This window comes from Mycobacterium sp. NAZ190054, assembly GCF_001545925.1.
GTDB lineage: Bacteria > Actinomycetota > Actinomycetes > Mycobacteriales > Mycobacteriaceae > Mycobacterium.
Genome location: NZ_LMVQ01000457.1, coordinates 1 through 25,710, shown reverse-complemented (window position 1 = coordinate 25,710; position 25,710 = coordinate 1). Strand labels below are relative to the sequence as shown.

Genomic DNA, 25,710 nt, shown 5'->3' with positions numbered 1-25,710 from the left:
TCCGCGATCCGGTCCTCATACATCCGAACTGCCCGCTCACGGGTCTCTTGGTCGAACTTTTTCGGCGCAGCCACAACCACATCCTCCTGGTGCGATCACGGTCTCCACCAGATCCAGGACGGTTCACGGTGTGCCCGATGACCAACTGCACCGCCCGGGCCTTGAACTGATCGTCGTACTTCTTCGGCATGATGCGCCTTACCTTCCCTCGAAAGAAGGTGTGCATCAAACCCGGGGTGGTTCAACCTGAGGCGTGAGCTGGGACGCTAGGGTGTGCCCATGCGAGTTGGAGTACTGGGTGCCAAGGGCAAGGTCGGCGCCACGATGGTGGCGGGGGTCGAGGCCGCCGACGACCTCACCTTGACCACCGGAGTGGATGCCGGGGACCCGCTGTCCGGGCTCGTCGAGAGTGACACCGAGGTCGTCATCGACTTCACGCACCCCAGCGTGGTGATGGACAACCTGAAGTTTCTGATCGACAACGGGATTCACGCTGTCGTCGGCACCACCGGCTTCACCGACGAACGGCTCGCCCAGGTCGGGGAGTGGCTCGCCGCCAAGCCCGAGGTTTCGGTGCTCATCGCACCCAACTTCGCGATCGGTGCCGTGCTGTCGATGCACTTCGCCCAGCTCGCCGCCAAACACTTCGAGTCGGTGGAGGTCATCGAACTTCATCACCCACACAAGGCCGACGCCCCGTCCGGCACCGCGGCGCGCACCGCCAGGCTCATCGCCGAAGCGCGGAAAGGCATGCCGCGCAACCCGGATGCCACCAGCACAGGCCTCGAGGGAGCGCGAGGCGCGGACGTCGACGGCATCCCGGTGCACTCGGTCCGGCTCGCGGGTCTCGTCGCACACCAGGAGGTGCTGTTCGGCACGCTCGGAGAGACGCTGACCATCCGTCACGACAGCATCGACCGCACCTCGTTCGTCCCGGGGGTGCTGCTGGCGGTGCGGAGGATCCGCGAACATCCGGGTCTGACGATCGGCATCGAATCCCTGCTCGACCTGACATGAGCGACGGGGCGCGCGCACTGCGCACACAGCTGATGATCGGCTTCATGTGCGTGGCGCTCGTCGTGTATTTCGTGCTGCTGGGCCGCGCGGCGTGGATCCTGATCACCTCGGGCGAGCCGGCGCCGATCGGGCTCGGCGTGGCGATTCTGATCCTTCCGGTGATCGGCATGTGGGTCATGGTGGCCACGCTGAAAGCCGGTCTGGCCCACCAGCGTCTGGCGCGGCTGGCCCGGGAACGAGGGATGGAGCTCGACGTCGGCGACCTGCCGCGGCGGCCGTCGGGACGCATCGAGCGCGACGCGGCCGACGCGTTGTTCGCCGCGGTGCGTGAGGAGGTGGAGGCCGACCCCGGCAACTGGTTGCGCTGGTACCGCCTGGCACGCGCGTATGACTACGCCGGTGACCGCGGCCGGGCCAGGGAGACCATGAAGAAGGCGGTGCTGCTGGAGGAGTCGGCCCGATGAGCAAGACGCTCCTGATCGTCCACCACACCCCGTCGCCGCACTGCCACGAGATGTTCGAAGCGGTGCTCGCCGGCGCGGCCGATCCCGAGATCGAAGGGGTGGAGGTGCTGCGGCGCGCCGCGCTGACGGTCTCGCCGGCCGAGATGCTGGCCGCCGACGGCTATCTGCTCGGCACACCGGCCAACCTCGGGTACATCAGCGGCGCGCTCAAGCACGCGTTCGACTGTGCGTACTACCAACTGCTCGACTCGACGCAGGGCCGGCCGTTCGGGGTGTATCTGCACGGCAACGAGGGGACCGAGGGAGCCGAGCGTGCGCTCGCGGGGATCACCGGCGGGCTCGGATGGGAGCAGGCGGCCGAAACCGTCATCGTCTCCGGCAAGCCGACCAAAGCCGACCTGGAAGCGTGCTGGAATCTCGGTGCGACAGTGGCCGCGACGCTGATGGACTGACGAAGGAGTCTCATGCCCGGAATCGCCGAATTCGCGCTGGCCGGCGCGCCGATCGCAGGCGGTGCGCTGCTCGGCCTGGCGGCGGGCAATCTTCGCCCGCCCGACGTCCGGGAGGCGATCTCCAAAGACATGGACCTGCTGGAACGGCTTCCGGCCGAGCAGGTCGAGCGGCGTGCGGAACTGCAGCGCACCATCGACATGCGGATCGACGCCCTGATCGGCGCCGCCGACAAGAGTCGCGAACTCCGCGAACTGGCCTTCACTTACCAGGGAAACTGGCGCGACATCGTGGTGTTCGTCTGCGCGATCCTGTTCACCATCGTGTGGTGGAACGTCGAGCACAGCCGGACGAACTGGATGCTGATGTTCATCGTTCTGATCATCCTGTCGGTGGTGGCCGGCATCTACGCCGCGCGCGGCGTGCTGCGGGGCGTCGCCACCTACCTGGAGCGCCGGCGGCGGAGCGCTCAGTAGCACGCGAACCGCAGTTCACGCCAGGTGTGTGCCGAAGAACGAGCGCATCGCGTCCCAGTGCTTACGCGCGGCCGGCTCGTCATAGGGGCCGTTGTCGGGCACCGCGAAGCCGTGGAACGCCGAGTACCACTCGAGGGTGTGCTCGACACCCGCGGCGGTCAGCGCCTTCTCCAGCCGTTCGCCGTCGGCGGTGGTGAACGACCGGTCGCTCTGGGCGGCGCCGATGTAGACCGCGGCGCGGATCCTGTCGGCGAGCAGATGCGGGCTGTCGGGGTCGTCGGTGGCCAGTCCGCCGCCGTGGAACGACATCGCGGCCGCGACCCGTTCCGGGACCCGTCCGGCGACCACCAGCGACGTCCGGCCGCCCATGCAGTAGCCGGTCGTCCCGAACGAGTCGCCCCGCACCTCGGGCCGCGTCGCCAGATAGTCGAAGAACGCGGCGGCGTCCGACGCCATGATCTCGGGCGTGACCTTGGCCATCATGGCGAACAACCGCTTGCGCTCGGCCTCGTCGTCGAACACCGTCGTGATCGAGAACGGGGCCCAGTCCCCGTCGCGGTAGTACACGTCGGGGACCAGCACCGCATAGCCGTGGCCGGCCAGCTTGTCCGCCATCGCGCGGAAGGTGGGCCGGGCGCCGCCGGCGTCGGGATACATGACGATGCCGGGCCACGGCCCGTCGGAGTCGGGTGTGTGCAGGCTGACGGGGCAGGCGCCGTCGGGGGTCGTCACGGTGTCGGTGATCCTCGGCATGGGTTCCGTTCTACTCCCACCGGCGGGACGTAAGCTAAGCGCGTGCCGATCGCCACCCCGTACGAGGATCTGTTGCGTCTGGTGCTCGACACCGGCATCGCGAAATCCGATCGCACCGGAACCGGCACCCGCAGCCTGTTCGGTCATCAGATGCGTTACGACCTGAACGCCGGGTTTCCGCTGATCACCACCAAGAAGGTGCACACCAAATCCATCGTCTACGAGCTGCTGTGGTTCCTGCGCGGCGACTCCAACGTCCGGTGGCTGCAGGACCACGGCGTCACCATCTGGGACGAATGGGCGTCTCCGACAGGTGATCTCGGACCGATCTACGGGGTGCAGTGGCGGTCCTGGCCGACGCCGTCCGGTGAGCACATCGACCAGATCAGCGCGGCACTGGAACTGTTGCGGCGCGATCCCGACTCGCGCCGCAACATCGTCTCGGCCTGGAACGTCGGGGAGATCCCGCAGATGGCGCTGCCGCCGTGCCATGCGTTCTTCCAGTTCTACGTCGCCGACGGGAAGTTGAGCTGCCAGTTGTACCAGCGCAGCGCCGACCTGTTCCTCGGCGTGCCGTTCAACATCGCCAGCTACGCGTTGCTGACCCACATGATGGCCGCGCAGGCGGGGCTGGGCGTCGGCGAGTTCATCTGGACCGGCGGGGACTGCCACATCTACGACAACCACGTCGAACAGGTCACCGAGCAACTCTCCCGGGCGCCCCGGCCGTACCCGGAACTCGTTCTCGCGCCGCGTGATTCGATCTTCGACTACACCTACGAGGACGTCGTGATCGAGAACTACGATCCGCATCCGGCGATCAAGGCCCCGGTGGCTGTGTGAGTCTGAACCTGATCTGGGCGCAGTCCAGTTCCGGGGTGATCGGCCGTGGCAACGCGATCCCGTGGCACCTGCCGGAGGACATGGCCCGGTTCAAAGAGCTCACGATGGGCCACACCGTGATCATGGGCCGGCGGACGTGGGAGTCGCTGCCCGCGAGGTTCCGTCCGCTGCCGGGCCGCCGAAATGTCGTAGTGACCCGGCAAGCTGACTACATGGCCGACGGAGCAGAGGTGGTGACGTCCCTGCGGGACGCCCCGCTGGAGAACGCATGGGTGATCGGGGGGTCGCAGATCTACGGGCTGGCCCTGCCGCTGGCGACGCGGTGTGAGGTCACCGAGGTCGACATCGATCTGCGCAGGGAGGACGACGACGCGCTCGCGCCGGTTCTCGACGAGGAGTGGGTGGGCACCGAGGAGGACTGGCGCGACAGTTCGTCGGGGCTGCGGTACCGCTTCTCCACCTATCTGCGGCGATGAGCGCTCGCGCGAAGAGCAGAGGGCGGCGATGAGCGCTCGCGCGCTCACCGTCGCGCAGGCGCGGCGGGTGGCGGTCGCGGCCCAGGGTTTCCACGAGCCGAAACCGGAGGGGCCGGTCACTCGCGCGCACCTCAAGCGCCTCATCGCGCGGTTGCAGGTGCTGCAGCTGGACTCGGTGTCGGTGGCGGTCCGCGCGCACTACGCGCCGGTGTTCAGCCGTCTCGGCCCCTACGACCGCGACCTGCTGGACCGCGCCGCGTGGAGCCATTCGGCGCGGTCGCCGCGGCTGCTCGTCGAGTACTGGGCGCACGAAGCGGCGCTGATGGCCGTCGACGACTGGCCGTTGATGCGCTGGCGGATGCGCGAGTACGAGCACGGCCGGTGGGGCGTTGAGATCGTCAAGAAGAACGCCAAGCTCGCCGAGGACATCCTCGCCGCGGTGGCCGCACTGGGCCCGTCGACGGCCGGGCAGATCGAGGGGTATCTGGAGGCGGAACCGCGGGGCCGCAAGGGGCCGTGGTGGGACCGCAGCGACACCAAGTGGGTCGCCGAAGCGTTGTGGTCGTCCGGGGCGCTGACCACCGCCACCCGGCTGGGGTTCGCGCGTCACTACGACCTCACCGAGCGCGTGTTGCCCGCCGAGGTGGTCGAGCGGCAGGTCGACGAGGCCGACGCGGTGCGGGAGCTGACCCTGCGCGCGGCGACCGCGCTGGGTGTGGCCACCGAGGCCGATCTGCGTGATTACTTCCGTCTGGCCGCCCGGCAGGTCAAACCCGCGATCGCCGAGCTGCTCGCCGCCGGTGAGATCGAGCGGGTCGACGTGGACGGCTGGTCCGCGCCGGCGTACCTGCGCGCCGGCCAGACCGTCCCGCGCCGGGACCGCGGCACCGCGCTGCTGTGCCCGTTCGACCCGCTGGTCTTCTTCCGGCCGCGGGTGGAGCGGCTGTTCGATTTCCACTACCGCCTGGAGATCTACACGCCCGCGCCCAAACGCCAGTTCGGTTACTACGTCTGGCCGTTCCTGCTCGACGGCGACCTCGTCGGCCGCGTCGACCTCAAGGCCGACCGCGCCACCGGTTTGCTGCAGGTCCCCGGGGCGTTCTGCGAGGACGGACAGGATCCGTCGCGGGTGGCGGCGGCGCTGGCCACCGAGTTGAAGACGATGGCCGGCTGGCTCGGGCTGGCCGACGTGACGGTGGGGGAGCGCGGGAACCTGGCGACCGCGTTGGCGGAGTCTCTGCCCTGACCGCTCACATGCCGACGCTGAGATACTGGGTTTCCTGGAACTCGCGCAGGCCGTCGCGGGCGCCTTCGCGCCCGAGCCCGCTCTGCTTGGTGCCGCCGAAAGGCGCCGACGGGTCCGACACGACGCCACGGTTGATGCCCACCATGCCGGCGTCGATCGAGGCGGCGATGCGCAACGCGGTCTGCAGCCGGCCGGAGTACACATAGGCGGCCAGGCCGTACTCGGTGTCGTTGACCCACCGGCGCAGCACGTCCTCGTCGTTCCAGACCACGACGGGTGCCAGCGGTCCGAAGATCTCCTGCTGCAGTATCGAGGCGTCGGGCCGGACGTCGGTCAGCAGCGTGGGAGCGACGTACCAGCCGCCCTCCGGGGCATCGGCCTGCTGTGCGATGGTGGCACCCTCCTGCACCGCCTGATCGAGCAGTGCGCGGACTCCGGCCGCCGCACGGGCGCTGACCAGGGGGCCGATCTGGGACGCCGGGTCGACGGCCGGCCCGACCCGCAGCGCCGCGATCGCCGCGCCGAAGCGGGCGGTGAACTCCTCGGCCACGTCGGCGTGCACGTAGAACCGGTTGGCGGCCGTGCACGCTTGTCCACCGCCGCGGAACTTCGCGATCATGGCGCCGGCGACCGCGGCGTCGAGGTCGGCGTCGGCGGCGACGATGAACGGCGCGTTGCCGCCGAGTTCCATGCTGGCGTTGAGCACCCGCTCGGCCGACTGGGCGAGCAGCAGCCGGCCGACCGCGGTGGACCCGGTGAACGACACCTTGCGCACCCGCGGATCGGTCAACAACGTCTCGACGACGCCGGCGGCGTCGGTGGTCGGCACGACGTTGACCACCCCGTCGGGCACGCCCGCGTCGGCCAGCAGCCTGGCGATCGCCAGCGCCGTCAGCGGCGTCTCGGCGGCGGGCTTGAGCACCACGGTGCAGCCGGCGGCCAGGGCCGGCGCGATCTTGCGGGTGGCCATGGCGGCCGGGAAGTTCCACGGTGTGATCAGCGCGGCCGGCCCGACCGGGCGGTGGGTGACGATCTTGACCGCGTCGCCGGCCGGGCTGTCGCCATAGGAGCCGTCGGTGCGCACCGCTTCCTCGCTGAACCAGCGGAAAAAGTCTGCGGCATAGGCGACTTCAGCGCGGGCATCGGCCTGCGGTTTGCCGTTCTCGGCGCAGATAAGGGCGACCAGCCGATCGGTCTGGGCGACCATGAGATCGAAGGCGCGACGCAGGATGTCGGCCCGCGCGCGCGGCGGTGTCGCCGACCACACCGGCAGCGCGCGGTCGGCGGCGTCGGCGGCTGCCGTCGCATCGCTCGGGGCGCCGTCGGCCACCTCGGCGATGACCAGTCCGGTGGCCGGGTCGTGCACGTCGAACGTCGACGCCGAGGTGCGTGCCAGCCCGCCGACGAGGATGCCGTGGCGGGGGTCCACACCCGCGATGAGGTCGGCCGTGACGTCCGCGGTGTGCATCAGCGGATCTGCTCGAACGCGTCGGCCAGGATGTCCAGACCTTCGATCAGCAGCTGGTCCGGGATCACCAGCGGCGGCAGGAAGCGCAGCACGTTGCCGTGGGTACCGCAGGTGAGCACGATCAGCCCGGCGGCATGTGCGTGAGCGGCGATGCGGGCGGTGAGGTCGGCGTCGGGCTCGCGGCCGCCCGGCTTCGCGAGTTCGACCGCGATCATCGCGCCGCGACCCCGGACCTCGGCGATGCGGGCATCGCGCTGCTGCAACGCGGTCAGCCGATCGAGCATGATCTTCTCGATGTCGCGGGCCCGCTGCACCAACCCGTCGCGCTCGATGGTGTCGATCACCGCCAGCGCCGCCGCACAGGCGAGCGGGTTTCCGCCGTAGGTGCCGCCGAGACCGCCGGCGTGCGGAGCGTCCATGATCTCGGCGCGGCCGGTCACCGCTGACAGCGGCAGGCCCCCGGCGATACCCTTCGCCGTCACGATCAGGTCGGGTACCAACGATTCGTGTTCGGACGCGAACATCGCGCCGGTGCGGGCGAACCCGGTCTGCACCTCGTCGGCGACGAACACCACCGCGTTGTCGCGGCACCAGGCCGCCAGCGCGGGCAGGAATCCCGGTGCGGGAACGATGAATCCGCCTTCGCCCTGGATGGGCTCGATCACGATCGCGGCCAGATTCTCGGCCCCCACCTGCTTCTCGATCACCGACAGGGCGCGCTGGGCCGCCGCCGGGCCGTCGAGACCGTCGTGCAGCGGGTACGACAGCGGAGCGCGGTAGACCTCCGGGGAGAACGGGCCGAACCCGTTCTTGTACGGCTGGTTCTTGCCCGTCATCGCCATCGTCAGATTGGTTCGGCCGTGGTAGGCGTGGTCGAAGACGACGACCGCCTGCCTGCGGGTGTACGACCGGGCGATCTTGACGGCGTTCTCCACCGCTTCGGCGCCGGAGTTGAACAGCGCCGTGCGCTTGGGGTGGTCGCCGGGCGTGAGCCGGTTCAGCGCCTCGGCGACCGCGACATAGCCGTCGTACGGCGTGACCATGAAGCAGGTGTGGGTGAATGCCCGAACCTGTGCCGACACCGCGTCGACCACCGCCGGCGCGCTGTTGCCCACCGTCGTGACAGCGATCCCGGAGCCGAAGTCGATCAGCGAGTTGCCGTCGACGTCCACGATGACCCCACCACCGGCCCGGGCCACATACACCGGCATGGTGGCGCCGACGCCGCGCGGCACCGCTTCGGTCTTGCGCTGGTGCAGCCGGCGCGAGTTCGGCCCGGGGATCTCGGTCACCACGCGTCGGCACTGTTCGACGGTCTGTGAATCGGTCGCTGTCGTCACAGCAGCGACCGTAGGCATCTCAGGGGCCGCTCGCGGCTGTCAGATGTGCACAATTGCATGTCGTCGGATGTGCAACAATGCCATGTGGTCACCGTCGCGGATGTGCTTGCAGACACCGGGCTCGCGCTGGTACCGGTGCACACACCGCGACCGGAGCAGGCGGTCCGCTGGGTCGCGACCAGCGAACTGCCCGACCCCGCACCGTTTTTCGAGGGCGGCGAGATCCTGCTGACCACGGGATTGCAGACCAAGCGGTGGAGCCGTGAGTGGGTGCGCTATGTGCGTGGCCTCGCCGACGCCGGGATCCCTGCGCTCGGATTCGCCACCGGTCTCACGTTCGCGGCGCCGCCGGCGGCGCTGGTGGAGGCGTGTGCGACGTTCGGGCTGAACCTCTTCGAAGTCCCGCGCGCGACACCGTTCGTCGCGATCAGTCACCGCGTGTCCCGGATGCTGGCCGACGAGGAGGAGGCCTCTGCGCGCGGTGCGCTCAAGGTCCAGCGCACCCTGACCGCGTCGGCCGCAGGCCCGCAGGGGGCGCTCGGCGTGCTGAAGGCGCTGGCGAAGATCCTTGCCGGCAGCGCCTGCATCGTCGCCGCGGACGGTCGTGTCGCGCTGGGTCCGGTCGGGGAACGCCAGGCCGCGATGTCGGCCGCCGACCTGGCAACCGAGGTCCGCAGACTGCACCAGCGCGGCCCGCGCTCGGCGGCGACGCTGTCGAATGCCGCGGGGACCACGGTGCTGCAGCCCCTCGGCGTCAGCGGCCGGCGCACGTCCTTCCTCGCCGCGCTCGGACCCGAGCGGTTCTCCGGCAGTCAGCGAAGTGCGATCACCACCGCCGTCGCGCTGCTCAGCCTCATCAGCGAACAGGAGCGCACCGCTGCCGAAACCCGGCGCCGCCTGCGCAGCCGGGCCGTGGAACTCGCGGTGGCCGGCGACGCGGAGACCGCGCAGCTCGTTCTCGGCATCGAACCCGAGATGCCCCCTCTGCCCTCACCGATGCGGGTGATCCGGGCCGGTGGTACCGCGGCGCAGCTCGCCGACGCGTCCTCCCTCCTCGACGAGCGCCGCGCCCTCGCGGCCGGCGGTGACGACGAGGTGTGCGTCATCACCGCCGACTCCGACCGCGCGGCGCTGACGGCGGAGCTGTGCGGCGCCGGGCTGCTGGTCGGTGTCGGCAGGCGCACCGGGATCCGGGACGCCCCGGAGAGCCACCGCACCGCGGGCATCGCGCTCGCCCAGGCGACGCCGGCGGCCGCGATCGCCGAATGGGACCACATCTTCCGGCAGGGCCCGTTGGGCCTGATGGACCCGGGCGACGCGAGGTCGTTCGCCGAGTCCTATCTGGGGCGCCTGGACACCGAACAGCTCGATCTGCTGCGGTGCTATCTGCGCAACCACGGTTCGCGCCTCAAAGTCGCCGAGGAAATGGGATTGCACCGCAACACGATTCGCAACCGATTGGACGCGATCGCCGAACGGTTGCCCGGTCCGCTCGACGATCCACAGACACGGGTCAGCGCGTGGATCGCGCTCCAGACCATGGATTCCCGGCCGCGCAGAGGCCAGATGTATGCTGACTGACCGAGATAAAAACATACTCCCCGGGGACGTGCCATGCCGAAAATCGTCGACCACGAACAGCGCCGCGCCGAACTGGCTGATGCGGTGCTGCGGGTGATCGCCACCCGAGGCGGCACCGCGGCCGTCACCAACAAGGAGGTCGCCAAGGAGGCCGGATGGTCGACGGGTCTGCTGGCGCACTACTTCGGCAACCAGCACGATCTGCTGGTGGCCGCGCTGCGCCGGGCGGCCCACCTGCAGGGCAAGGTGCTGAAAAGGCTGGAATCCGAGCCGGCCGAGACCGAACTGCAGCGGCTGCAACGAGTTCTGGAGAGCGTGGTGCCGCTCGACGACGAGCGTCTCGCGCTCAACCGCATCTTTCTCTACTTCTACGCCGAGGCGGCCGTCGACGAGGTGACTCGCAGCGAAGTCGCCGGGTACCTGAGGAATTGGCGCCGCACGGTGCGTGCGATGGTACTTGCCGCGCAGGCGGAGGGCTCACTTCCCGACATCGACCCCGACCAGCTCGCGGTACATCTGGTCGGACTCTCCGACGGCGTTGCGCTGCATGCGATGCTCGACCCCGAAGTGCTGCGGGTGCTCAGTCTCGACCCGGGCCTGGTGCCGCGATGGCTGGCCACGACCTGGCAGATGAACCGGGCCGCGACGGCTCAGTAACGCGCCGCGGCGCCGGAGATGTCACTGCGCGCTCTCGAGCAGAAGCTTCTTCTGCACCTTGCCCATGGGATTGCGCGGCAGCGCATCCACGACACGGATCTCCCGGGGGCGTTTGTGCACCGAGAGCGTCTGGGCGACATGGTCGCTGACCGCTTGGTCGCCGCTGATGTCACCCACCAGGAAGGCCACGATCCGCTGGCCGAGATCGTCGTCGGGGACACCCACCACGGCCGCCTCACGGACCCCGGGGAATGACAACAGGGCGTGCTCGACCTCACCGGCGCCGATGCGGTAGCCCCCGGACTTGATCATGTCCACCGACGCCCGGCCCACGATGCGGTGGTACCCGTCGGGGTCGATGACGGCGATGTCACCGGTGCGGAACCAGCCGTCCCCGGTCATCACCGACGCGGTCTTGTCCGGGGAGTTGAGGTACTCGTCGAACAGCGTCGGCCCGGCGATCTCCAACTCGCCCAGCGTTTTCCCGTCCCAGGGTGCCGGCTCGCCGGTTTCCGCGCGGAGCCTGGTCGTCACGCCGGCAAGCGGCTCACCCACCCAGCCGGGGCGGCGGTCGCCGTCATGCCGGGTGCTCACCGTGATGACCGTTTCCGTCATGCCGTAGCGCTCGATGGGCGCGGAACCGGTCAGCGCCGTGAGGTCGGTGAAGGTGGGAACGGGCAGCGGCGCGCTGCCGGACACCAGCAGCCGGGCGCTGCCGAGTCGGCGTGCGACGGCGGGATCGGCGCACACCCGAGACCAGACGGTGGGAACGCCGAAGTACAGCGAACCCGCGGCCGCCGCGTAGGCCTCCGGTTTGGGGCGCACCGTGTGGATCAGCGGCGAACCGAAACGCAGTGCGCCGAGGACCCCGAGCACCAGGCCGTGCACGTGGAACAGCGGCAGGCCGTGGACCAGGGTGTCGTCTTCGCTCCACTGCCAGGCGTCGGCCAGACCGTCCAGACTGGCTGCCAGGGCACGCCGGGACAGCACCGCGCCCTTCGGCGCACCGGTGGTGCCGGAGGTGTAGATGATCAGCGCCGGCCGCGACGGGTCGGCCTCGGGATAGGTGGTCGACGAGCGGGCGCCGAGCTCCACCTGAAGCGTCGGCAGCGAAATCCCCTCCGCGGCTTCACCGATCCACAGCTGCGCCCCGGAATCGGTCAGGATGTGCGCCCGTTCGCGGTGGCCGGAGTCCGGTGGCACCGGCACGGCCGCGACATCGGCCAGCAGGCAGCCCACCACGGCAACGATGGTCGAGAGGTCGGCCCTGGCGTCGATGGCGGCCACCGCGGCGCCCGCGATCCGGTCGGCCAACGCGGTGGCGGCGCCCAGCAGGTCTTCGCGGGACAGTCCGGCGTCGCCGACTGTCACCGCGGCGGTGTGGGAGTCGTGCGCGCCGGTCAGTGAACGCAGCAGGGGAGAGGTCATGATCGTTGCTTCCTGTCGTGGCCGGTGACGCGGCTCAGAGATATCCGGGCAACAACAGCAGGCCGCAGGTGATGAGGGGGCCGATGATCGCCATCGACATCCCCCAGCGCAGCAGCATCTTGAACGTCCGGGTGCGCTCGTCGGCGTGGCTGCTGGCCACCATCATCGCGCCTGAGGTGGAGAACGGGGAGGCGTCGACCAGCGTCGCGGAAACGCCGATCGCGATGATCACCCCGGCGGCCGAAATGTTCCCGGTGGCCACCATCGGCAGGGCCAGCGGGATCAGCGCCGGAAACAGTGCGGTCGTCGACGCGAATGCCGAGATCACCGCGGCGATGACGCAGACCGTGAAGGCGGCCAACAACGCCGACGGAATGCCGACCGCGGCCTCGCCGAGACTGTCGACGGCACCCATCCGCTGCAGGATGCCGACATAGGTCACCACACCACCGACGAGCAGGATGGTCGGCCAGTCGATGTCGGCGAGGGCCGGACGGCTTTCCTTGGGGAACAGCAGCGCGAGCGCCACGGCGAGCGACAGCGCGACCGCGCCGATGTTCACCTCGTGATCGAAGAACGGGGCCACCACCACCGTCCCGACGAGCAGCGTCAGGGCGAGCATCGTCACCCGCTGCACCGCGGTCGAACCCGACACCGGCGCCGTTGCGGCGACCGTCGCGTCGACCTTGGTCTGGACGGCCACCGGGGCGCCGCCGGATTCGTCGGTCCCGTCGTCGTCGCTCTGCACCGGCCCTGAGCCGGTAGCCGGCGATCCCGGCGTGTCGCCGGGCTCGATCGTGCGGTGACGGCGGAACAGGAACTGGGCGCCGAGCTGGAGTGCGGCGACGACCACCAGCACGAAGCCGAACTGGGCGAAGCCGTTGAGGTCCACGCCGGCCTGCTCGCCGATGCTCACCGAGAGGATGCCGTAAAGGCTGGTCGGAGCGAAACAGCCGGCGAGTGATCCGTTGATCGCGCCGAGACCCATCACCATCGGGTCGCGCCCGTTCTGCTCGGCGAGCAGCATCGCGATCGGGATGACGATCATCGCGGCCAGCGGGCTGCCCAGCGCGGCGATGATCAACGCGAGGGTGAACATCACCCAGGGCAACAACGCCTTCCGGGAGCCCGTTCGCCGCACCGCCCAGTCCACCATCCGGTCCAGCGTGCCGTTGACGCGGGCGATCGCGACCAGGTAGGTGATGCCGAGCAGCAGGAGCATGAGTTCCACCGGGAACCCGCCCATGATCTCCGAGACGGACTCCGCGCCGAGCGTCAGGCCGACGCCCAGCGCCACCGCGAGCGTCAGGGCGCCGATGTGCACGCCGCGGATCGTTCCCACCGCCAGGGTGAGGAGAAGTATCCCAATGGAAACCAGTTGGACGGTGGTCATGACGGTACCTCTCGGTAGCGATGGGGAATCGGGCTGTGGCTCATCGTGTTCGGGTTCTGTCTAGCGCCCGAGCCATTGGGCGGGCCGTTTCTCGCGGAATGCCGCCGCGGCCTCACGGGCGTCGCGGGACAGGTAGCACTGCACCACGAGGTCCTCGTTGGTGGCGCCCGGTTCACGCATCCGGACCAGGGAGCGCTTGGTGTTCGACAGAGTCAGCGGGGCCAACGCGGCGATCTCCGCGGTGACGGTGCCTGCAAGTTCCCGCAGACCGGCGTGAGAGTCGGCGACCGCGCTGAGTGCACCGGTCTGCGCCAGCTCCGCGGTGCCGAACAGCTTGGCGCGCATGATCATCGACTTGGCCGCCGGTATCCCCACCAGATCGGTCACCCGGGTGAGGTTGCGTGTGGTCAGGCAGTTGCCGACCGTGCGCGCGATGGGGAAACCGAACCGGACGTCGGGTCCGGCCAGCAGGATGTCGCACGAGGCGGCGATGAGCGCGCCCTGACCGATGACCGGGCCGTCCAGCACCGCGACCGCAGGCACCCGCAGACCCTCGATCGCGGCCAGCGTGTGCTCGGAATGCTGCTCGACCTCCAGCACGGCTTCGGCGGTGTCCAGTTCCGTGAAGGTGTCGAGGTCGGCACCCGCCATGAAAGACGGTCGGGTGCCGGTGGTTCCGGAGAACGCGACGACGCGGATCGTCTCGTCGGTGTTGGCCGTCGCGCAGGCGCCGACGATGCCCTCCTCCATCTCCGCCGTCGCGGCGTTGAGCCGGTGCGGGCGGTTGAAGGTCACGTTGAGCACCGGGCCGTCCCGGGTGACCAGCAGGTGCGGCTGATCCGCTGCGCTGTCAGCCATTTCGCGCGCCGCTGGAAACTGCGGGGGTGGGCTGGGCGGTCGCGATCACGCCCTCGGCGGCCAGCTCGTCGAGGTCGGCCTGGGTGAAGCCCAGAGCGCTCAGCTCCTCGGCGGTGTTCTGGCCGAGCACCGGGCCCGCGCCGTTGCGCACCGCCGGGGTCTTCGACAACCGCATCGGCGAACCGACCTGACGGACCCGCTCTCCGGTGGAATGCTCGGCCTCCCAGAAGAAGTCCCGCGCCAGCAGGTGTTCGTCGGCGAACACCTGGCTGTAGTCGTTGATCGGCGCCGCGGGCACACCGGCCTCGTCGAGCAGCCGCAGCCAGTGAGCCCGGGTGTTGCCCATCGTGCGCGCCTCGATCAGGTCGATCAGCTCGGCGCGATTGGCCATCCGTGCGGTGTTGGTGGCGAAACGCTCGTCGTCGAGCATCCATTCGAACTCGAACGCCTTGCAGAAGGCCACCCAGGTCTTCGGGGTGGCGGCGCCGAGCGTGAACCAGCCGTCGGAGGCTTTGACCGCCTGGTACGGGGCCGCCGTCTGATGCGCCGATCCGCGCCGGGTCGGGATCTCCCCGGTGGCGTTGTACCTCGCGAATTCCCAGATCGCGTACGACACACCGGATTCGAACAGGGAGACATCGATCTGCTGGCCTTCGCCGGTCTGGTGCCGATGGTTCACCGCGGCCAACACCGCGATCGCCCCGTACATCGCGGCGCCGATGTCGCAGATGGGCACTCCGGCCTTGACCGGATCGCCGTCGGCGGCGCCTGTGACGCTCATCAGACCGGACCGGGCCTGGGCCATGATGTCGAGCCCCGCATTCGCCGACAACGGCCCGTCCTGGCCCCAGCCCGACGCCGACAGATAGATCAGGCCGGGATTGAGCCGCGAAAGCGTGTCGTAGTCGAGGCGCAGGCGCGCCATGGCGCCGGGACGGATGTTCTCGATCACCACGTCGGCCTCCCGGGCGAGGGAAAGGAAGATCTCCCGCCCGCGGTCGGCCTTGAGGTTCAGCGCGATCGAGCGCTTGTTGCGGTTGAGCGTGACGAACGCCGAACTCTCACCGACCGCTTCGTTCATCGGTGCGAACCCGCGCACCACGTCGCCGCCGTCGGGGTCCTCGATCTTGGTGACCGTCGCGCCGAGATCGGCCAACAGAGTGCCGCAGTACGGGCCGGCGATGTAGTTGCCGACCTCGAGGACCTTCAATCCGTGTAGTGCGCTCGCGTTGGACTGCATGTTCATCTCCAGTGGTCTTCTGAGGTTCTGGTGTGCCGGTTCGGTCAGCTGAGGCGTTCGACGATCATGGCCATGCCCTGCCCGCCGCCCACGCACATCGTTTCGAGGCCGAACTGCGCATCGTGGGTCTGCAGATTGCTGATCAGGGTGGCGGTGATCCGCGCCCCGGTCATGCCGAACGGATGCCCAAGGGCGATCGCGCCACCTGAGACGTTCAACTTGTCCTCGTCGATCTGCAGTTCCCTGGCCGAGGCCAGCACCTGGACGGCGAAGGCCTCGTTGATCTCGAACAGGTCGATATCGGCCACGCTCATCCCGGCGCGGGCCAGGGCCCGCCTGGTGGACTCGATGGGGCCGAGCCCCATGATCTCCGGGGACAATCCGGAGACGCCGGTGGCGACGATACGCGCCAGCGGCGTGAGCCCGAGTTCGGCGGCTTTGGTGTCCGACATCACCACCAGAGCGGCCGCGCCGTCGTTGAGTGGGCAGGCGTTCCCGGCGGTCACCGTGCCGTCGGGCCGGAACACCGGTTTGAGCCGGCTGACCGCCTCGTAGGTGGTGCCGTGCCGGGGCGAGTCGTCGGTGCGGACCACGGAGCCGTCCGGAAGGGTGACGGGGCTGATCTCGCGGTCGAAAAACCCTTGTGCAGCAGCTGATTCGGCGCGATTCTGGGAGCGCACCGCCCACCGGTCCTGGTCCTCCCGGCTGATCCCGGTGATCTGCGCGACGTTCTCGGCGGTCTGCCCCATCGCGATGTAGGGGTCCGGGAGTTCACCGGCGGCCCGGGGGTCGGTCCACCGCCGGCCACCTTCGGAGAGTCTCGCCGTCCGCTCCTGCGCGGCGTCGAACAACGGATTCTGGGTATCGGGAAGCGAATCCGATTCACCCTTGAAGTACCGGGACACGGTCTCCACTCCGGCGGAGATGAACACATCGCCGTCACCGGCGGCGATCGCGTGCATGGCCATCCGGGTGGTCTGCAGCGACGACGCGCAGTACCGGGTGATCGTGGTGCCGGGCAGGAAGTCGTAGCCGAGTTGGATCGCGACGTTGCGACCCATGTTGAACCCTTGTTCCCCGCCCGGGTTTCCGCAGCCCAGCATCAGGTCGTCGATGTCGCGCGGGTCCAGCGAGGGGACCTTGTCGAGGGCGGCCCGGACGATCTGCGCGGTGAGGTCGTCCGGGCGCATCTCCTTCAACGATCCTTTGACGGCGCGGCCGATCGGTGACCGGGCGGCGGAGACTATGACGGCGTCAGGCATTCGGGATCCTCGTGTCGGAAAAGGCGGGTGGTCGATCGGTGCACGGATCAGAGATGCTGTTCGCCGCCGTTGACGTCCAGCAGTGCGGCGGTGACGTAGGACGCCGCGTCGGACAGCAGAAAGGCGATGGCGGCCGCGATCTCGGACGGCTTGCCCAGCCGGCCCAGCGCGATCGACTCCAGCCACTGCGCCCGGACCCGCTCGGGTACGTCACCGATCATCGGGGTGTCGACGGCGCCGGGGGCGACGGCGTTGCAGCGGATCCCGTGCTTGGCCTGTTCGGCGGCCACCGCCTTGGTCAGCCCGACGATTCCCGCTTTGGCCGCGGAATAGTTCGTCTGACCGAAGGCGCCGTGCCGGTTCGACGACGAGATGTTGACGATGCTTCCACCGCCGCCGGCGCGCATCGCCGGGATGACCGCCTTGCACCCGAGCCAGGAACCCCGCAGGTGAACGTCGATCACGGCGTGGAACTGGTCCTCGGTCATCGAGAGCATCGATTTGTCCCGGGTGATCCCGGCGTTGTTGACCAGTCCGTAGATCGTGCCGAAGCCGGACACCCGCTCGACCAGAGCCGCCCAGGAGTCAGCGCTGGTGACGTCGTGGTCGACAGCGCGGGCCGAGCCGGGGCGTGCGTCGTCGAGCTGCGCCGCCAGGGCCTCGGCGCCCACCCGGTCCATGTCGGCCAGCACGACGCGCCGGCCCTCGCCGTGCAGCTGTTCGGCGGTGGCCTTGCCGATGCCGGATGCCGCCCCGGTCACGATGTAGACCCGGTCGTGGAGGGGTGTCGTCACGCGTGCCTTCTTCCCACGAGATAGATGTCGGCGCCCTGCTGCACCGTGGTGCCGTCCTGATTGGTGACCGCCACGTCGAACGTGGCGATACCCGACCCGGGTCGGGAGGAGCTGGTGCGCAGGCCGGCCACGGTCTGGATGACCTTGACGGTGTCGCCGGGGTATGTCGGCGCCACCATTTTGCGCTGGGTCTCCAGGTAGGCCTGGATCTCCAGGTCGTCGAGTTCGGGGGTGGCCAGGCCGCTGGAGATCGACAGGATGAGCAGGCCGTGGGCGATGCGTCCGGAGAACGCGGTGTTCTCACGCACCCACATCTCGTCGGTGTGCAGCGGGTTGAAATCGCCGGAGACGCCGGCGAAGGCGACGATGTCGCTCTCGGTGATCGTGCGGCCTCGAGACACGTACTCCGTGCCGATCTCGAGATCGTCAAAGAACAGCGGCATGAATGGCTTTCTGGTCGGGATGTGCAGCCGGTGTGCGGACAGGTCGGGGGAGGTCAGAGACCGGCGGACTCGGCTGCGCGCCGGCGCTCGTCTGCGGTGAGCGGCCGCGAGCTCCGCGCCGCCCGGTCCCACAGCACGATGGTGGTCGTCGCATCGGCGATGAGTGAGCCGGTGGCCCAGGACCGGACCACTTCGGTGAGGGTCAGGCTGGTGTTGCCGACACGTTGCACGCCGAAGGTCACCGCGACCGCGTCGTCGTCTTTGCGGAGTTCGGCGCGGTAGTCGAGTTCGATGCGGGCCAGGACGTAGGAGTCGGGCGTCTCCGAACCCAACGTTTTCGAAATCCATTGCGTCCGTGCCTCATCGAGCAACGTCAGCAGCGTTGCGTGATACACGTGGCCCTGATGGTCGAGATCCCTCCAGCGCAGTGGCACCACGCATTCGGAGCGCGGCGAGTCGGTGTCGGGCCGGATGTCACACCTCCTTGGTTATTTTGACTGACCAATATGCAAAAAACTAACGCCGGCGTGCGGCCGTGTCAACCGTCACGGCCGGCGGCGGTTGTGAGGCCGCGCAACGCGTGACCGTTAGGCTCACCCGATGGCCGAGATCGCGCCGCTGCGGGTGCAGCTGATCGCCAAGACGGAGTTCACGGCACCGCCCGACGTGCCGTGGCGCACCGACGCCGACGGTGGCGCCGCGCTGGTCGAGTTCGCCGGCCGCGCCTGCTACCAGAGCTGGGACAAACCCAACCCGCGCACCGCGACCAACGCCGCCTATGTGCGGCACATCATCGACGTCGGCCATTTCTCGGTGCTGGAGCACGCGTCGGTGTCGTTTTACATCACCGGGATCTCGCGGTCCTGCACCCACGAGTTGATCCGGCACCGGCACTTCTCCTACTCGCAGCTCTCGCAGCGCTACGTCCCCGAACACGACTCGCGGGTGGTCCCGCCGCCCGGCATCGAGGACGACCCCGAGCTGCTGCGGATCTTCACCGCGGCCGCCGATGCGGGCCGCGCCGCCTACACCGAACTGCTCACCCGGCTGGAGGCCAGGTTCGCCGAGCAGGGCACGTCGACGCTGCGCCGCAAACAGGCCCGTCAGGCCGCCCGCGCCGTGCTGCCCAATGCGACAGAGACGCGGATCGTGGTGACCGGCAACTACCGCGCATGGCGGCACTTCATCGCGATGCGTGCCAGCGAACATGCCGACGTCGAGATCCGGCGCCTGGCCGTGGAATGCCTCCGCCAGCTCATCGACGCCGCACCGCAGGTGTTCTCGGACTTCGAGATCGCGGTGCTGGCCGACGGCACCGAGGTGGCCACCAGCCCACTGGCAACCGAGGTGTGACCCGCGCAAGGCATTCGTGGCGAGCAAGGGTGACCGGGTAATCTTGGTGCCCGTGAGTACCAGCGGATTCGACGCCCCGGCCCGGTTGGGCACCCTGTTGACCGCGATGGTTACTCCGTTCAAGCCCGACGGCTCGCTGGACACCGACGCCGCGGCCCGCCTGGCGAACCGCCTGGTCGACGCCGGTTGCGACGGCCTGGTTCTGTCCGGCACCACCGGTGAGTCCCCGACCACCACCGACGACGAGAAGATCCTGCTGCTGCGCACGGTGCTCGACGCCGTCGGCGACCGCGCCCGGATCATCGCCGGCGCGGGGACCTACGACACCGCGCACAGCGTGCGCCTGGCCAAGGCCAGCGCCGCCGAGGGCGCGCACGGCCTGCTGGTCGTCACCCCGTATTACTCGCGGCCGCCGCAGGCCGGCCTGGCCGCCCACTTCACCGCCGTCGCCGACGCGACCGAGCTGCCGGTGATCCTCTACGACATTCCGCCGCGCTCGGTGGTCCCGATCGCGTGGGAGACGATCCGCGCGCTGGCCGGCCACCCCAACATCGTGGCGATCAAGGACGCGAAGGGCGACCTGCACGGCGGCGGTCAGATCATCGCCGAGACCGGGCTGACGTACTACTCCGGGGACGACGCGCTGAACCTGCCGTGGCTGGCGGTGGGTGCCGTGGGGTTCATCAGCGTCTGGGGTCATCTCGCCGCCGGTCAGCTTCGGGACATGATGACCGCCTTCGCGTCCGGTGACGTCGCGACCGCCCGCAAGATCAGCGTGACGCTCGGCCCGCTCGCGCAGGCGCAGGCGCGTCTCGGCGGGGTCACGCTGTCGAAAGCCGGCCTGCGGCTGCAGGGTTTCGAGGCGGGCGAACCGCGGCTGCCGCAGATTCCCGCCACCGACGAGCAGCTCGAGGCGCTGGCGGGCGACATGCGCGCCGCCGGGGTGTTGAGGTAGTGGGCCGGTAGTGAATTCGGAGCTGAGCGCACCAGGGCCGTTGGCCCCCGGCGGGCTGCGGGTGACCGCACTCGGCGGGATCAACGAGATCGGCCGCAACATGACCGTTTTCGAGCATCTCGGCCGGCTGCTCATCGTGGACTGCGGGGTGCTGTTCCCGACCCACGACGAACCGGGTGTCGACCTGATCCTGCCGGATCTGCGCCATGTGGAGGGGCGGCTCGACGACATCGAAGCGCTCGTCGTCACCCACGCCCACGAAGACCACATCGGCGCGATCCCGTTCCTGCTCAAGCAGCGTGCCGACATCCCCATCGTGGGTTCGAAGTTCACCGTCGCGCTGGTGGCCGAGAAGTGCCGGGAGCACCGCCTGTCACCGAAATTCGTCGAGGTCGCCGAGGGGCAGAAGAGTACCCACGGCGTCTTCGAGTGTCAGTACTTCGCGGTCAATCACTCCATTCCGGGCTGCCTGGCCATCGGTATCCACACCGGGGCGGGCACCGTGCTGCACACCGGTGACATCAAGCTCGACCAGCTGCCGCCGGACGGCAGGCCGACCGACCTGCCGGGGATGTCCCGCCTCGGCGACGCCGGGGTCGACCTGTTCCTGTGCGACTCGACCAACGCCGAGATCCCCGGTGTCGGACCGTCGGAGAGCGAAGTCGGTCCCGCCCTGCACCGGCTGATGCGCGGCGCCGAAGGCCGGGTGATCGTCGCCTGCTTCGCCTCCAACGTCGACCGCGTGCAGTCGATCATCGACGCCGCGGTCGCGCTGGGCCGCAAGGTCTCCTTCGTCGGCCGGTCGATGGTGCGCAACATGGGCATCGCGCGCGAGCTCGGTTACCTCAAGGTCGCCGACGAGGACGTGCTCGACATCGCCGCCGCCGAGATGATGCCCGCCGACCGGGTGGTGCTGATCACCACCGGCACCCAGGGTGAGCCGATGGCCGCGCTGTCGCGGATGTCGCGCGGCGAGCACCGCAGCATCACGCTGACCGCGGGCGACCTGATCATCCTGTCGTCGTCGCTGATCCCCGGTAACGAGGAGGCGGTGTACGGGGTGATGGATGCGCTGGCCAAGATCGGCGCCCGGGTTGTCACCAATCAGCAAGCCCGCGTGCATGTTTCCGGCCATGCGTACGCCGGTGAGCTTCTCTTCCTCTACAACGGGGTGCGCCCGCGCAACGTCATGCCGGTGCACGGGACATGGCGGATGCTGCGGGCGAACGCGGCGCTGGCCGCCGGCACCGGGGTGCCCGAGGAGAACATCGTGCTCGCCGAGAACGGAGTCAGCGTCGATCTGGTGGCCGGACGGGCGAGCATCGCGGGCGCGGTGCCGGTCGGAAAGATGTTCGTCGACGGGCTGATCACCGGTGACGTCGGGGACGCCACCCTCGGTGAACGGCTCATCCTGTCGTCCGGGTTCGTCGCGGTCACCGTCGTGGTGCGCCGGGGCACCGGCAGAGCGGCCGCGCCCGCCCATCTGCATTCGCGGGGCTTCTCCGAGGATCCCAAGGCGCTCGAACCGGTGGCCAGGAAGGTCGAGGCGGAGTTGGAGCAACTCGCGTCGCAGAACATCACCGATCCGTCCCGGATCGCGCAGGCGGTACGGCGCACGGTGGGCAAATGGGTCGGGGAGACCTACCGCAGGCAACCGATGATCGTGCCGACCGTCATCGAGATCTGAGCACCCACCCCTGGGGGAAGTAGCCGCCGACGTGTCACGGCTACCCCTCATCAGTCGTGGCCCGCGGCGGCTTCATCGTTCGCTGCAGTGTTGCTCTGAACAGATTATGCACGGCAGTGGGTGATCGCAGTGTTACTTGAAAGAATTCCCGGCATTCCTTTTATCAGGCATCGCGTCAATATCGGCCCGACATCGTCAGCAAATGTGTCGCCGGTGAACGCGGGGTGTTTGGACTGCTAAATGAACTTCGCAGCGCTAAGTAGCACACAAGAGGCGGTGGCGTTCGTCTGCCCATTTCCCAGGGGTGGGCATCGCTGGAAAACCCCGGGCATTCTGCGGTGGCGACACCGGAGCCGTCCCATGATCACGTTTGCTGGAGGAATTTTCAGATCGCTTCGAGGCGATAGCCGAGCCCGCGCAGCGTGACGAACCGGTTGGCGCCGAGCTTGCGCCGCAGGTACCGGACATAGACGTCGACGACGTTGGACCCCGGTTCGTAGTTCTGTCCCCAGACCTGTTGGAGGAGCTGCTCGCGGGTGAGCACCTGGCCGGGATGGCGGAGGAAGGTCTCGGCCAGCTTGCATTCGCGCGCCGACAGGTCCACCGAGTAGTCGCCGACGTGCGCGCGGCGCGTGCGCAGATCAAGGAGCAGGTTGCCGTATCTCAACGTCGTCGGTCCGGCGGCTCGTGCCGAAGCCAGCCTCAGTCGCACCCGGGCGAGCAGATCCTCGAACCGGAACGGCTTGGCGATGTAGTCCTCTGCGCTCTTGTCGATGGCTCGAACCGTCTCGGCGGTTCTGCCGCGTGAGGTCAGCATCAGCACCGGCAGCGAACTCCCCTCGGCGCGCAGGCGCCGCAGCACGGTGAAACCGTCCATGCCCGGAAGGCCGGTGTCGAGCAACAGCAGATCGAAGTTGCCGCTGCGCGCCTGGGCCAGGGCCGAGACGCCGTCGGCGACCACGCTGACCGCGAAACCATTGGCGGACAAACCCTTTCGGATGAATGCCGAGATGCGGGGCTCATCCTCGGCGATCAGGATGGCGGCCACGGCTCCGTCGATTCCGAGTCGAGCATCAGCGTCCCCCTCGTGCCGTCACGGCCAGTGGCCGACGGGGCCGCGAGAACCTGGCAAGGACCTGGCTCCGAGGAGCCCCCGACGTGTTCCGATGCTACGCCGACCATGTCGCACAAGCCCTGGACTCAGCGCTCGGCCAGCGCCGTCCATTCGATGGGGGAGGCGGCCACGGTGCGCCCGGCCGGGCGGATGTAGGTGTCGCGAAAGTAGCTCGGGCCGGCCTGCTCGACGACACGCCAGCCGTATTCGGCCAGCTGTTCGCCGACCAGCTCGGGCACCATGCCCGACCGCCACACCTGCCGGCGCCCCAGGAACCGGCGATGGACCGCGTCGGCCCCGTGCAGGTCGGTGCCGTCGATGAAGTCCTGCCGGATGTAGGTGAAGACGAGCCTGCTGCCGGGTGCGGCGGCGCTCAGCTGGGCCAGGGTCGCGCGCACCGCGTCCGGGGTCAGGTACTGCGTGACGCCCTCCCAGATGAAGAACGTGCGCTGTTGCCGGCGATATCCGTGTGACTCCAGCGCCGGGAGCAGCGGATCCTTCTCGAAGTCGACCGGGACCAGCCGGACGGAGTCGGGTGTGCCACCGAGGACGCGTTGCAACACGGCCGCCTTGCGGTCGATGTTGACCTGTTGGTCGACCTCGAACACCGGCAGATCGCTGTGCCGGGCGATCCGGCAGGCCCGGGTGTCCAGGCCGGCGCCGAGCACCACCACCGCATCGGCGACGTTCAGCGGATCCGACAGACGTTCGTCGATGTAGCGCTTGCGGCAGGCGATGCTCGCCCACAGTCCCGGCCCGGACCGCTCGGTGGCGGCCTGCACGGCGCGGCGCACGCCGGCCGTCCGCGTCGCCCCCACCAGAAGACGGAGGTGCCGGGGCAGGAACGACGCCGCGAGGTCATCGTCGACCAGGCGGCGCTGCGCCGGCTCGTTGTGCTCGATCGCCGCCAGCACCATGGGCCCGTAAGCGGTCTGTGCGGCGGCGTTCGGGGCGGTCATCGTTTATTGATATACCCCGCGTCCACCGGGAGCGTGACCCCCGTGACGTAACGGGCGGCGTCGGACACCAGCCAGAACACCGCGTTGGCGATGTCCTCCGGTTCCAGCGCCGACACCGGAAGCGCGTTGCCCATGTCCGGTCCGCCCGCGTTCTCCTGCGCCATGCCCTGCAGCCACGAGCGGGTGAACTCGTTGTCGATCATCGGGGTGTTCACCGCCGACGGATGTACCGAATTGACCCTGATGCGGTACTGGGCAAGGAAATTGGCGTACACCCGCATGATGCCGACGATCCCGTGCTTGGCGGCGGCGTAGCCGACCGAACCCGCGATCGGCGCGCCGAGCCCGATCAGGCCGGCGACCGAACTGGTCAGCACGATCGACCCGCCGTTGCCGAACTTGACCATCGGCTTCATCGCGACGTCGATGGTGTTGTACACGCCGGTGAGGTTGACGTCGATCACGTCCTGCCACGCGTCGGTCGCGGCCATCGGCGCGATCCCGGCGTTGGCGACCACGATGTCGAGCCGGTCGCCCAGCTTCCCGGTCCCGTCCCGCACGGCGGCTTTCACCGCGTCGCGGTCGCGCACGTCGGCCTCGTAGGTGACGATGCGCGCACCGGTGTCCTCGACCAGTTTGACCGTGGCGGCCAGATCCTCCGGCGTGGCCATGGGGTAGGGGACCGATTCGATCTGCGCGCACAGGTCGAGCGCGATGATGTCGGCGCCCTCGGAGGCCAGCTTCACCGCGTGCGCTCGGCCCTGGCCCCGCGCGGCCCCGGTGACGAAGGCGACCTTGCCGGTGAGTTCACCCATGCCGGACCCTACGGCCGCAGCCGGCCCTTGGCCGGATCGCCGGCCGCCACGGGCTGCAGCATCTTGATGTCGGGGGCGCCGTCGAGCAACTCGCCGACGGTGCCGAACAATGTCGCCACGGCGGGGGCCGCGCTGTGCTTCTGCAGCGCGTCGGCGTCGGCCCACTGCTCGACGAAGACGAACGTGCCGTCCGCCTCGTGCAGCGCGTACAGATCGCAACCAGGCTCTTGGTGCACCGCTTCGATGGCCGTCTGGCAGGCGCTGCGGACCGCGTCGACGGACTCGGGCTTGGCCTTCATGGTGGCGATGACGACGACGGGCATGCGGACTCCTTGCGGGGCTTGTTTCTGGACAGCTGTCCACCCTACTCAGCGGACGTGCTGCGCGTCACACCGCGTCACCCTCAGGTCAGGGACCGTCACCAATCTGTGATCAGTGTGGCAGATGGTGCATCTGGGACTGATGCGACTAGGCTTACCCCCATGGCGAGTAAGACCGCGGCCCGATCTGCAGCCCGTCCGCTGAGTAGGGTGGACAGCTGTCCAGAAACAAGCCCAGCAAGGAGTCCGCATGCCCGTCGTCGTCATCGCCACCATGAAGGCCAAGCCCGAGTCCGTCGACGCGGTCCGCAGCGCCTG

27 protein-coding genes are annotated in these 25,710 nt (G+C 69.0%); 12 read left to right on the top strand and 15 right to left on the bottom strand.

Going from position 1 to position 25,710, the window contains the following annotated elements:
• Positions 1–279: 279 nt before the first annotated feature.
• The 4 genes from dapB to ASJ79_RS24205 are packed head-to-tail and all read left to right on the top strand — an operon-like array spanning position 280 to position 2,407.
• A complete protein-coding gene (dapB, locus tag ASJ79_RS24220) occupies positions 280–1,017 on the top strand; it encodes a 4-hydroxy-tetrahydrodipicolinate reductase (RefSeq protein WP_067960981.1) in 738 nt (245 codons plus the stop codon).
• Positions 1,014–1,481, top strand: coding sequence for a hypothetical protein (locus ASJ79_RS24215; RefSeq protein WP_067960978.1), 468 nt, complete (start codon positions 1,014–1,016; stop codon positions 1,479–1,481). Before dapB ends, ASJ79_RS24215 begins: the two co-directional genes overlap by 4 nt.
• Complete coding sequence (locus tag ASJ79_RS24210; RefSeq protein ID WP_067960975.1) at positions 1,478–1,933, top strand: flavodoxin family protein; 456 nt, start codon at positions 1,478–1,480, stop codon at positions 1,931–1,933. Before ASJ79_RS24215 ends, ASJ79_RS24210 begins: the two co-directional genes overlap by 4 nt.
• Positions 1,934–1,945: 12 nt before the next feature.
• A complete protein-coding gene (locus tag ASJ79_RS24205; protein WP_067960974.1) occupies positions 1,946–2,407 on the top strand; it encodes a hypothetical protein in 462 nt (153 codons plus the stop codon).
• Positions 2,408–2,422: 15 nt separating this feature from the next.
• Here the strand turns inward: ASJ79_RS24205 and ASJ79_RS24200 are convergent, their stop codons facing one another.
• Positions 2,423–3,160: a dienelactone hydrolase family protein gene (locus ASJ79_RS24200; RefSeq protein WP_067960969.1), complete on the bottom strand. Its 738-nt coding sequence runs from the start codon at positions 3,158–3,160 to the stop codon at positions 2,423–2,425.
• Positions 3,161–3,202: 42 nt separating this feature from the next.
• On the opposite strand from ASJ79_RS24200, the gene ASJ79_RS24195 reads away from it, so the two are divergent.
• Genes ASJ79_RS24195 through ASJ79_RS24185 form a run of 3 tightly spaced genes read left to right on the top strand, consistent with a single transcriptional unit; the run spans position 3,203 to position 5,725 of the window.
• Positions 3,203–4,003 carry a thymidylate synthase gene (locus tag ASJ79_RS24195; protein ID WP_067960965.1) on the top strand — a complete coding sequence of 267 codons (801 nt, stop codon included), beginning with the start codon at positions 3,203–3,205 and terminating at the stop codon, positions 4,001–4,003.
• Complete coding sequence (locus tag ASJ79_RS24190) at positions 4,000–4,479, top strand: dihydrofolate reductase (RefSeq protein WP_067960963.1); 480 nt, start codon at positions 4,000–4,002, stop codon at positions 4,477–4,479. The genes ASJ79_RS24195 and ASJ79_RS24190 overlap by 4 nt, the downstream gene beginning before the upstream one ends.
• Positions 4,480–4,507: 28 nt before the next feature.
• Positions 4,508–5,725, top strand: a complete 1,218-nt coding sequence (locus tag ASJ79_RS24185; RefSeq protein ID WP_067960960.1) for a winged helix-turn-helix domain-containing protein — start codon at positions 4,508–4,510, stop codon at positions 5,723–5,725.
• 4 nt (positions 5,726–5,729) lie between these two features.
• On the opposite strand, the gene ASJ79_RS24180 is transcribed toward ASJ79_RS24185, so the two are convergent.
• Positions 5,730–7,193, bottom strand: a complete 1,464-nt coding sequence (locus ASJ79_RS24180; RefSeq protein ID WP_067960956.1) for an NAD-dependent succinate-semialdehyde dehydrogenase — start codon at positions 7,191–7,193, stop codon at positions 5,730–5,732.
• Positions 7,193–8,551 (bottom strand): 4-aminobutyrate--2-oxoglutarate transaminase, encoded by a 1,359-nt coding sequence (gene gabT / locus ASJ79_RS24175; protein ID WP_067960952.1) that lies wholly within the window; start codon positions 8,549–8,551, stop codon positions 7,193–7,195. The genes ASJ79_RS24180 and gabT overlap by 1 nt, the downstream gene beginning before the upstream one ends.
• A gap of 84 nt (positions 8,552–8,635) precedes the next feature.
• Between gabT and ASJ79_RS24170 the strand changes: the two genes are divergently transcribed.
• Positions 8,636–10,114 carry a PucR family transcriptional regulator gene (locus tag ASJ79_RS24170; RefSeq protein WP_231751007.1) on the top strand — a complete coding sequence of 493 codons (1,479 nt, stop codon included), beginning with the start codon at positions 8,636–8,638 and terminating at the stop codon, positions 10,112–10,114.
• A 33-nt stretch (positions 10,115–10,147) separates the two neighbouring features.
• A complete protein-coding gene (locus ASJ79_RS24165) occupies positions 10,148–10,771 on the top strand; it encodes a TetR/AcrR family transcriptional regulator (RefSeq protein WP_067960947.1) in 624 nt (207 codons plus the stop codon).
• 21 nt (positions 10,772–10,792) lie between these two features.
• On the opposite strand, the gene ASJ79_RS24160 is transcribed toward ASJ79_RS24165, so the two are convergent.
• The 8 genes from ASJ79_RS24160 to ASJ79_RS24125 are packed head-to-tail and all read right to left on the bottom strand — an operon-like array spanning position 10,793 to position 18,623.
• Positions 10,793–12,199 (bottom strand): acyl-CoA synthetase, encoded by a 1,407-nt coding sequence (locus ASJ79_RS24160; protein WP_067960944.1) that lies wholly within the window; start codon positions 12,197–12,199, stop codon positions 10,793–10,795.
• A 34-nt stretch (positions 12,200–12,233) separates the two neighbouring features.
• Positions 12,234–13,592 (bottom strand): SLC13 family permease, encoded by a 1,359-nt coding sequence (locus ASJ79_RS24155; RefSeq protein ID WP_067960939.1) that lies wholly within the window; start codon positions 13,590–13,592, stop codon positions 12,234–12,236.
• A 60-nt stretch (positions 13,593–13,652) separates the two neighbouring features.
• Positions 13,653–14,450, bottom strand: coding sequence for an enoyl-CoA hydratase-related protein (locus tag ASJ79_RS24150; RefSeq protein ID WP_067960934.1), 798 nt, complete (start codon positions 14,448–14,450; stop codon positions 13,653–13,655).
• On the bottom strand, positions 14,443–15,690 hold the full coding sequence (locus tag ASJ79_RS24145) for a CaiB/BaiF CoA-transferase family protein (RefSeq protein WP_156448614.1): 1,248 nt from the start codon (positions 15,688–15,690) through the stop codon (positions 14,443–14,445). Before ASJ79_RS24145 ends, ASJ79_RS24150 begins: the two co-directional genes overlap by 8 nt.
• A 44-nt stretch (positions 15,691–15,734) precedes the next feature.
• A complete protein-coding gene (locus ASJ79_RS24140; protein WP_067960927.1) occupies positions 15,735–16,952 on the bottom strand; it encodes an acetyl-CoA C-acetyltransferase in 1,218 nt (405 codons plus the stop codon).
• 47 nt (positions 16,953–16,999) lie between these two features.
• Positions 17,000–17,746: an SDR family NAD(P)-dependent oxidoreductase gene (locus ASJ79_RS24135; RefSeq protein WP_067960924.1), complete on the bottom strand. Its 747-nt coding sequence runs from the start codon at positions 17,744–17,746 to the stop codon at positions 17,000–17,002.
• Positions 17,743–18,189: a MaoC/PaaZ C-terminal domain-containing protein gene (locus ASJ79_RS24130; RefSeq protein ID WP_067960922.1), complete on the bottom strand. Its 447-nt coding sequence runs from the start codon at positions 18,187–18,189 to the stop codon at positions 17,743–17,745. The genes ASJ79_RS24135 and ASJ79_RS24130 overlap by 4 nt, the downstream gene beginning before the upstream one ends.
• Before the next feature lie 53 nt (positions 18,190–18,242).
• Positions 18,243–18,623 (bottom strand): thioesterase family protein, encoded by a 381-nt coding sequence (locus ASJ79_RS24125; RefSeq protein WP_255374765.1) that lies wholly within the window; start codon positions 18,621–18,623, stop codon positions 18,243–18,245.
• Between the two features lie 166 nt (positions 18,624–18,789).
• On the opposite strand from ASJ79_RS24125, the gene thyX reads away from it, so the two are divergent.
• From thyX to ASJ79_RS24110, 3 genes are read left to right on the top strand one after another with little or no spacing between them, the layout of a single operon-like run.
• Positions 18,790–19,542 carry an FAD-dependent thymidylate synthase gene (gene thyX, locus ASJ79_RS24120; RefSeq protein WP_067960916.1) on the top strand — a complete coding sequence of 251 codons (753 nt, stop codon included), beginning with the start codon at positions 18,790–18,792 and terminating at the stop codon, positions 19,540–19,542.
• 52 nt (positions 19,543–19,594) lie between these two features.
• Positions 19,595–20,497: a 4-hydroxy-tetrahydrodipicolinate synthase gene (dapA, locus tag ASJ79_RS24115; protein WP_067960983.1), complete on the top strand. Its 903-nt coding sequence runs from the start codon at positions 19,595–19,597 to the stop codon at positions 20,495–20,497.
• Positions 20,498–20,507: 10 nt separating this feature from the next.
• Complete coding sequence (locus ASJ79_RS24110) at positions 20,508–22,184, top strand: ribonuclease J (protein ID WP_067960913.1); 1,677 nt, start codon at positions 20,508–20,510, stop codon at positions 22,182–22,184.
• A 385-nt stretch (positions 22,185–22,569) separates the two neighbouring features.
• On the opposite strand, the gene ASJ79_RS24105 is transcribed toward ASJ79_RS24110, so the two are convergent.
• The 4 genes from ASJ79_RS24105 to ASJ79_RS24090 all read right to left on the bottom strand — a co-directional run bounded on the left by ASJ79_RS24105 (position 22,570) and on the right by ASJ79_RS24090 (position 25,395).
• Entirely contained in the window at positions 22,570–23,232 is a 663-nt protein-coding gene (locus ASJ79_RS24105) for a response regulator transcription factor (protein WP_067960911.1), read from the bottom strand.
• A gap of 152 nt (positions 23,233–23,384) precedes the next feature.
• Positions 23,385–24,257 carry an SAM-dependent methyltransferase gene (locus ASJ79_RS24100; protein WP_067960907.1) on the bottom strand — a complete coding sequence of 291 codons (873 nt, stop codon included), beginning with the start codon at positions 24,255–24,257 and terminating at the stop codon, positions 23,385–23,387.
• Positions 24,254–25,072, bottom strand: a complete 819-nt coding sequence (locus ASJ79_RS24095) for a mycofactocin-coupled SDR family oxidoreductase (RefSeq protein WP_067960904.1) — start codon at positions 25,070–25,072, stop codon at positions 24,254–24,256. The genes ASJ79_RS24100 and ASJ79_RS24095 overlap by 4 nt, the downstream gene beginning before the upstream one ends.
• An 8-nt stretch (positions 25,073–25,080) precedes the next feature.
• On the bottom strand, positions 25,081–25,395 hold the full coding sequence (locus ASJ79_RS24090; protein WP_067960901.1) for a putative quinol monooxygenase: 315 nt from the start codon (positions 25,393–25,395) through the stop codon (positions 25,081–25,083).
• Between the last annotated feature and the right edge of the window lie 315 nt (positions 25,396–25,710).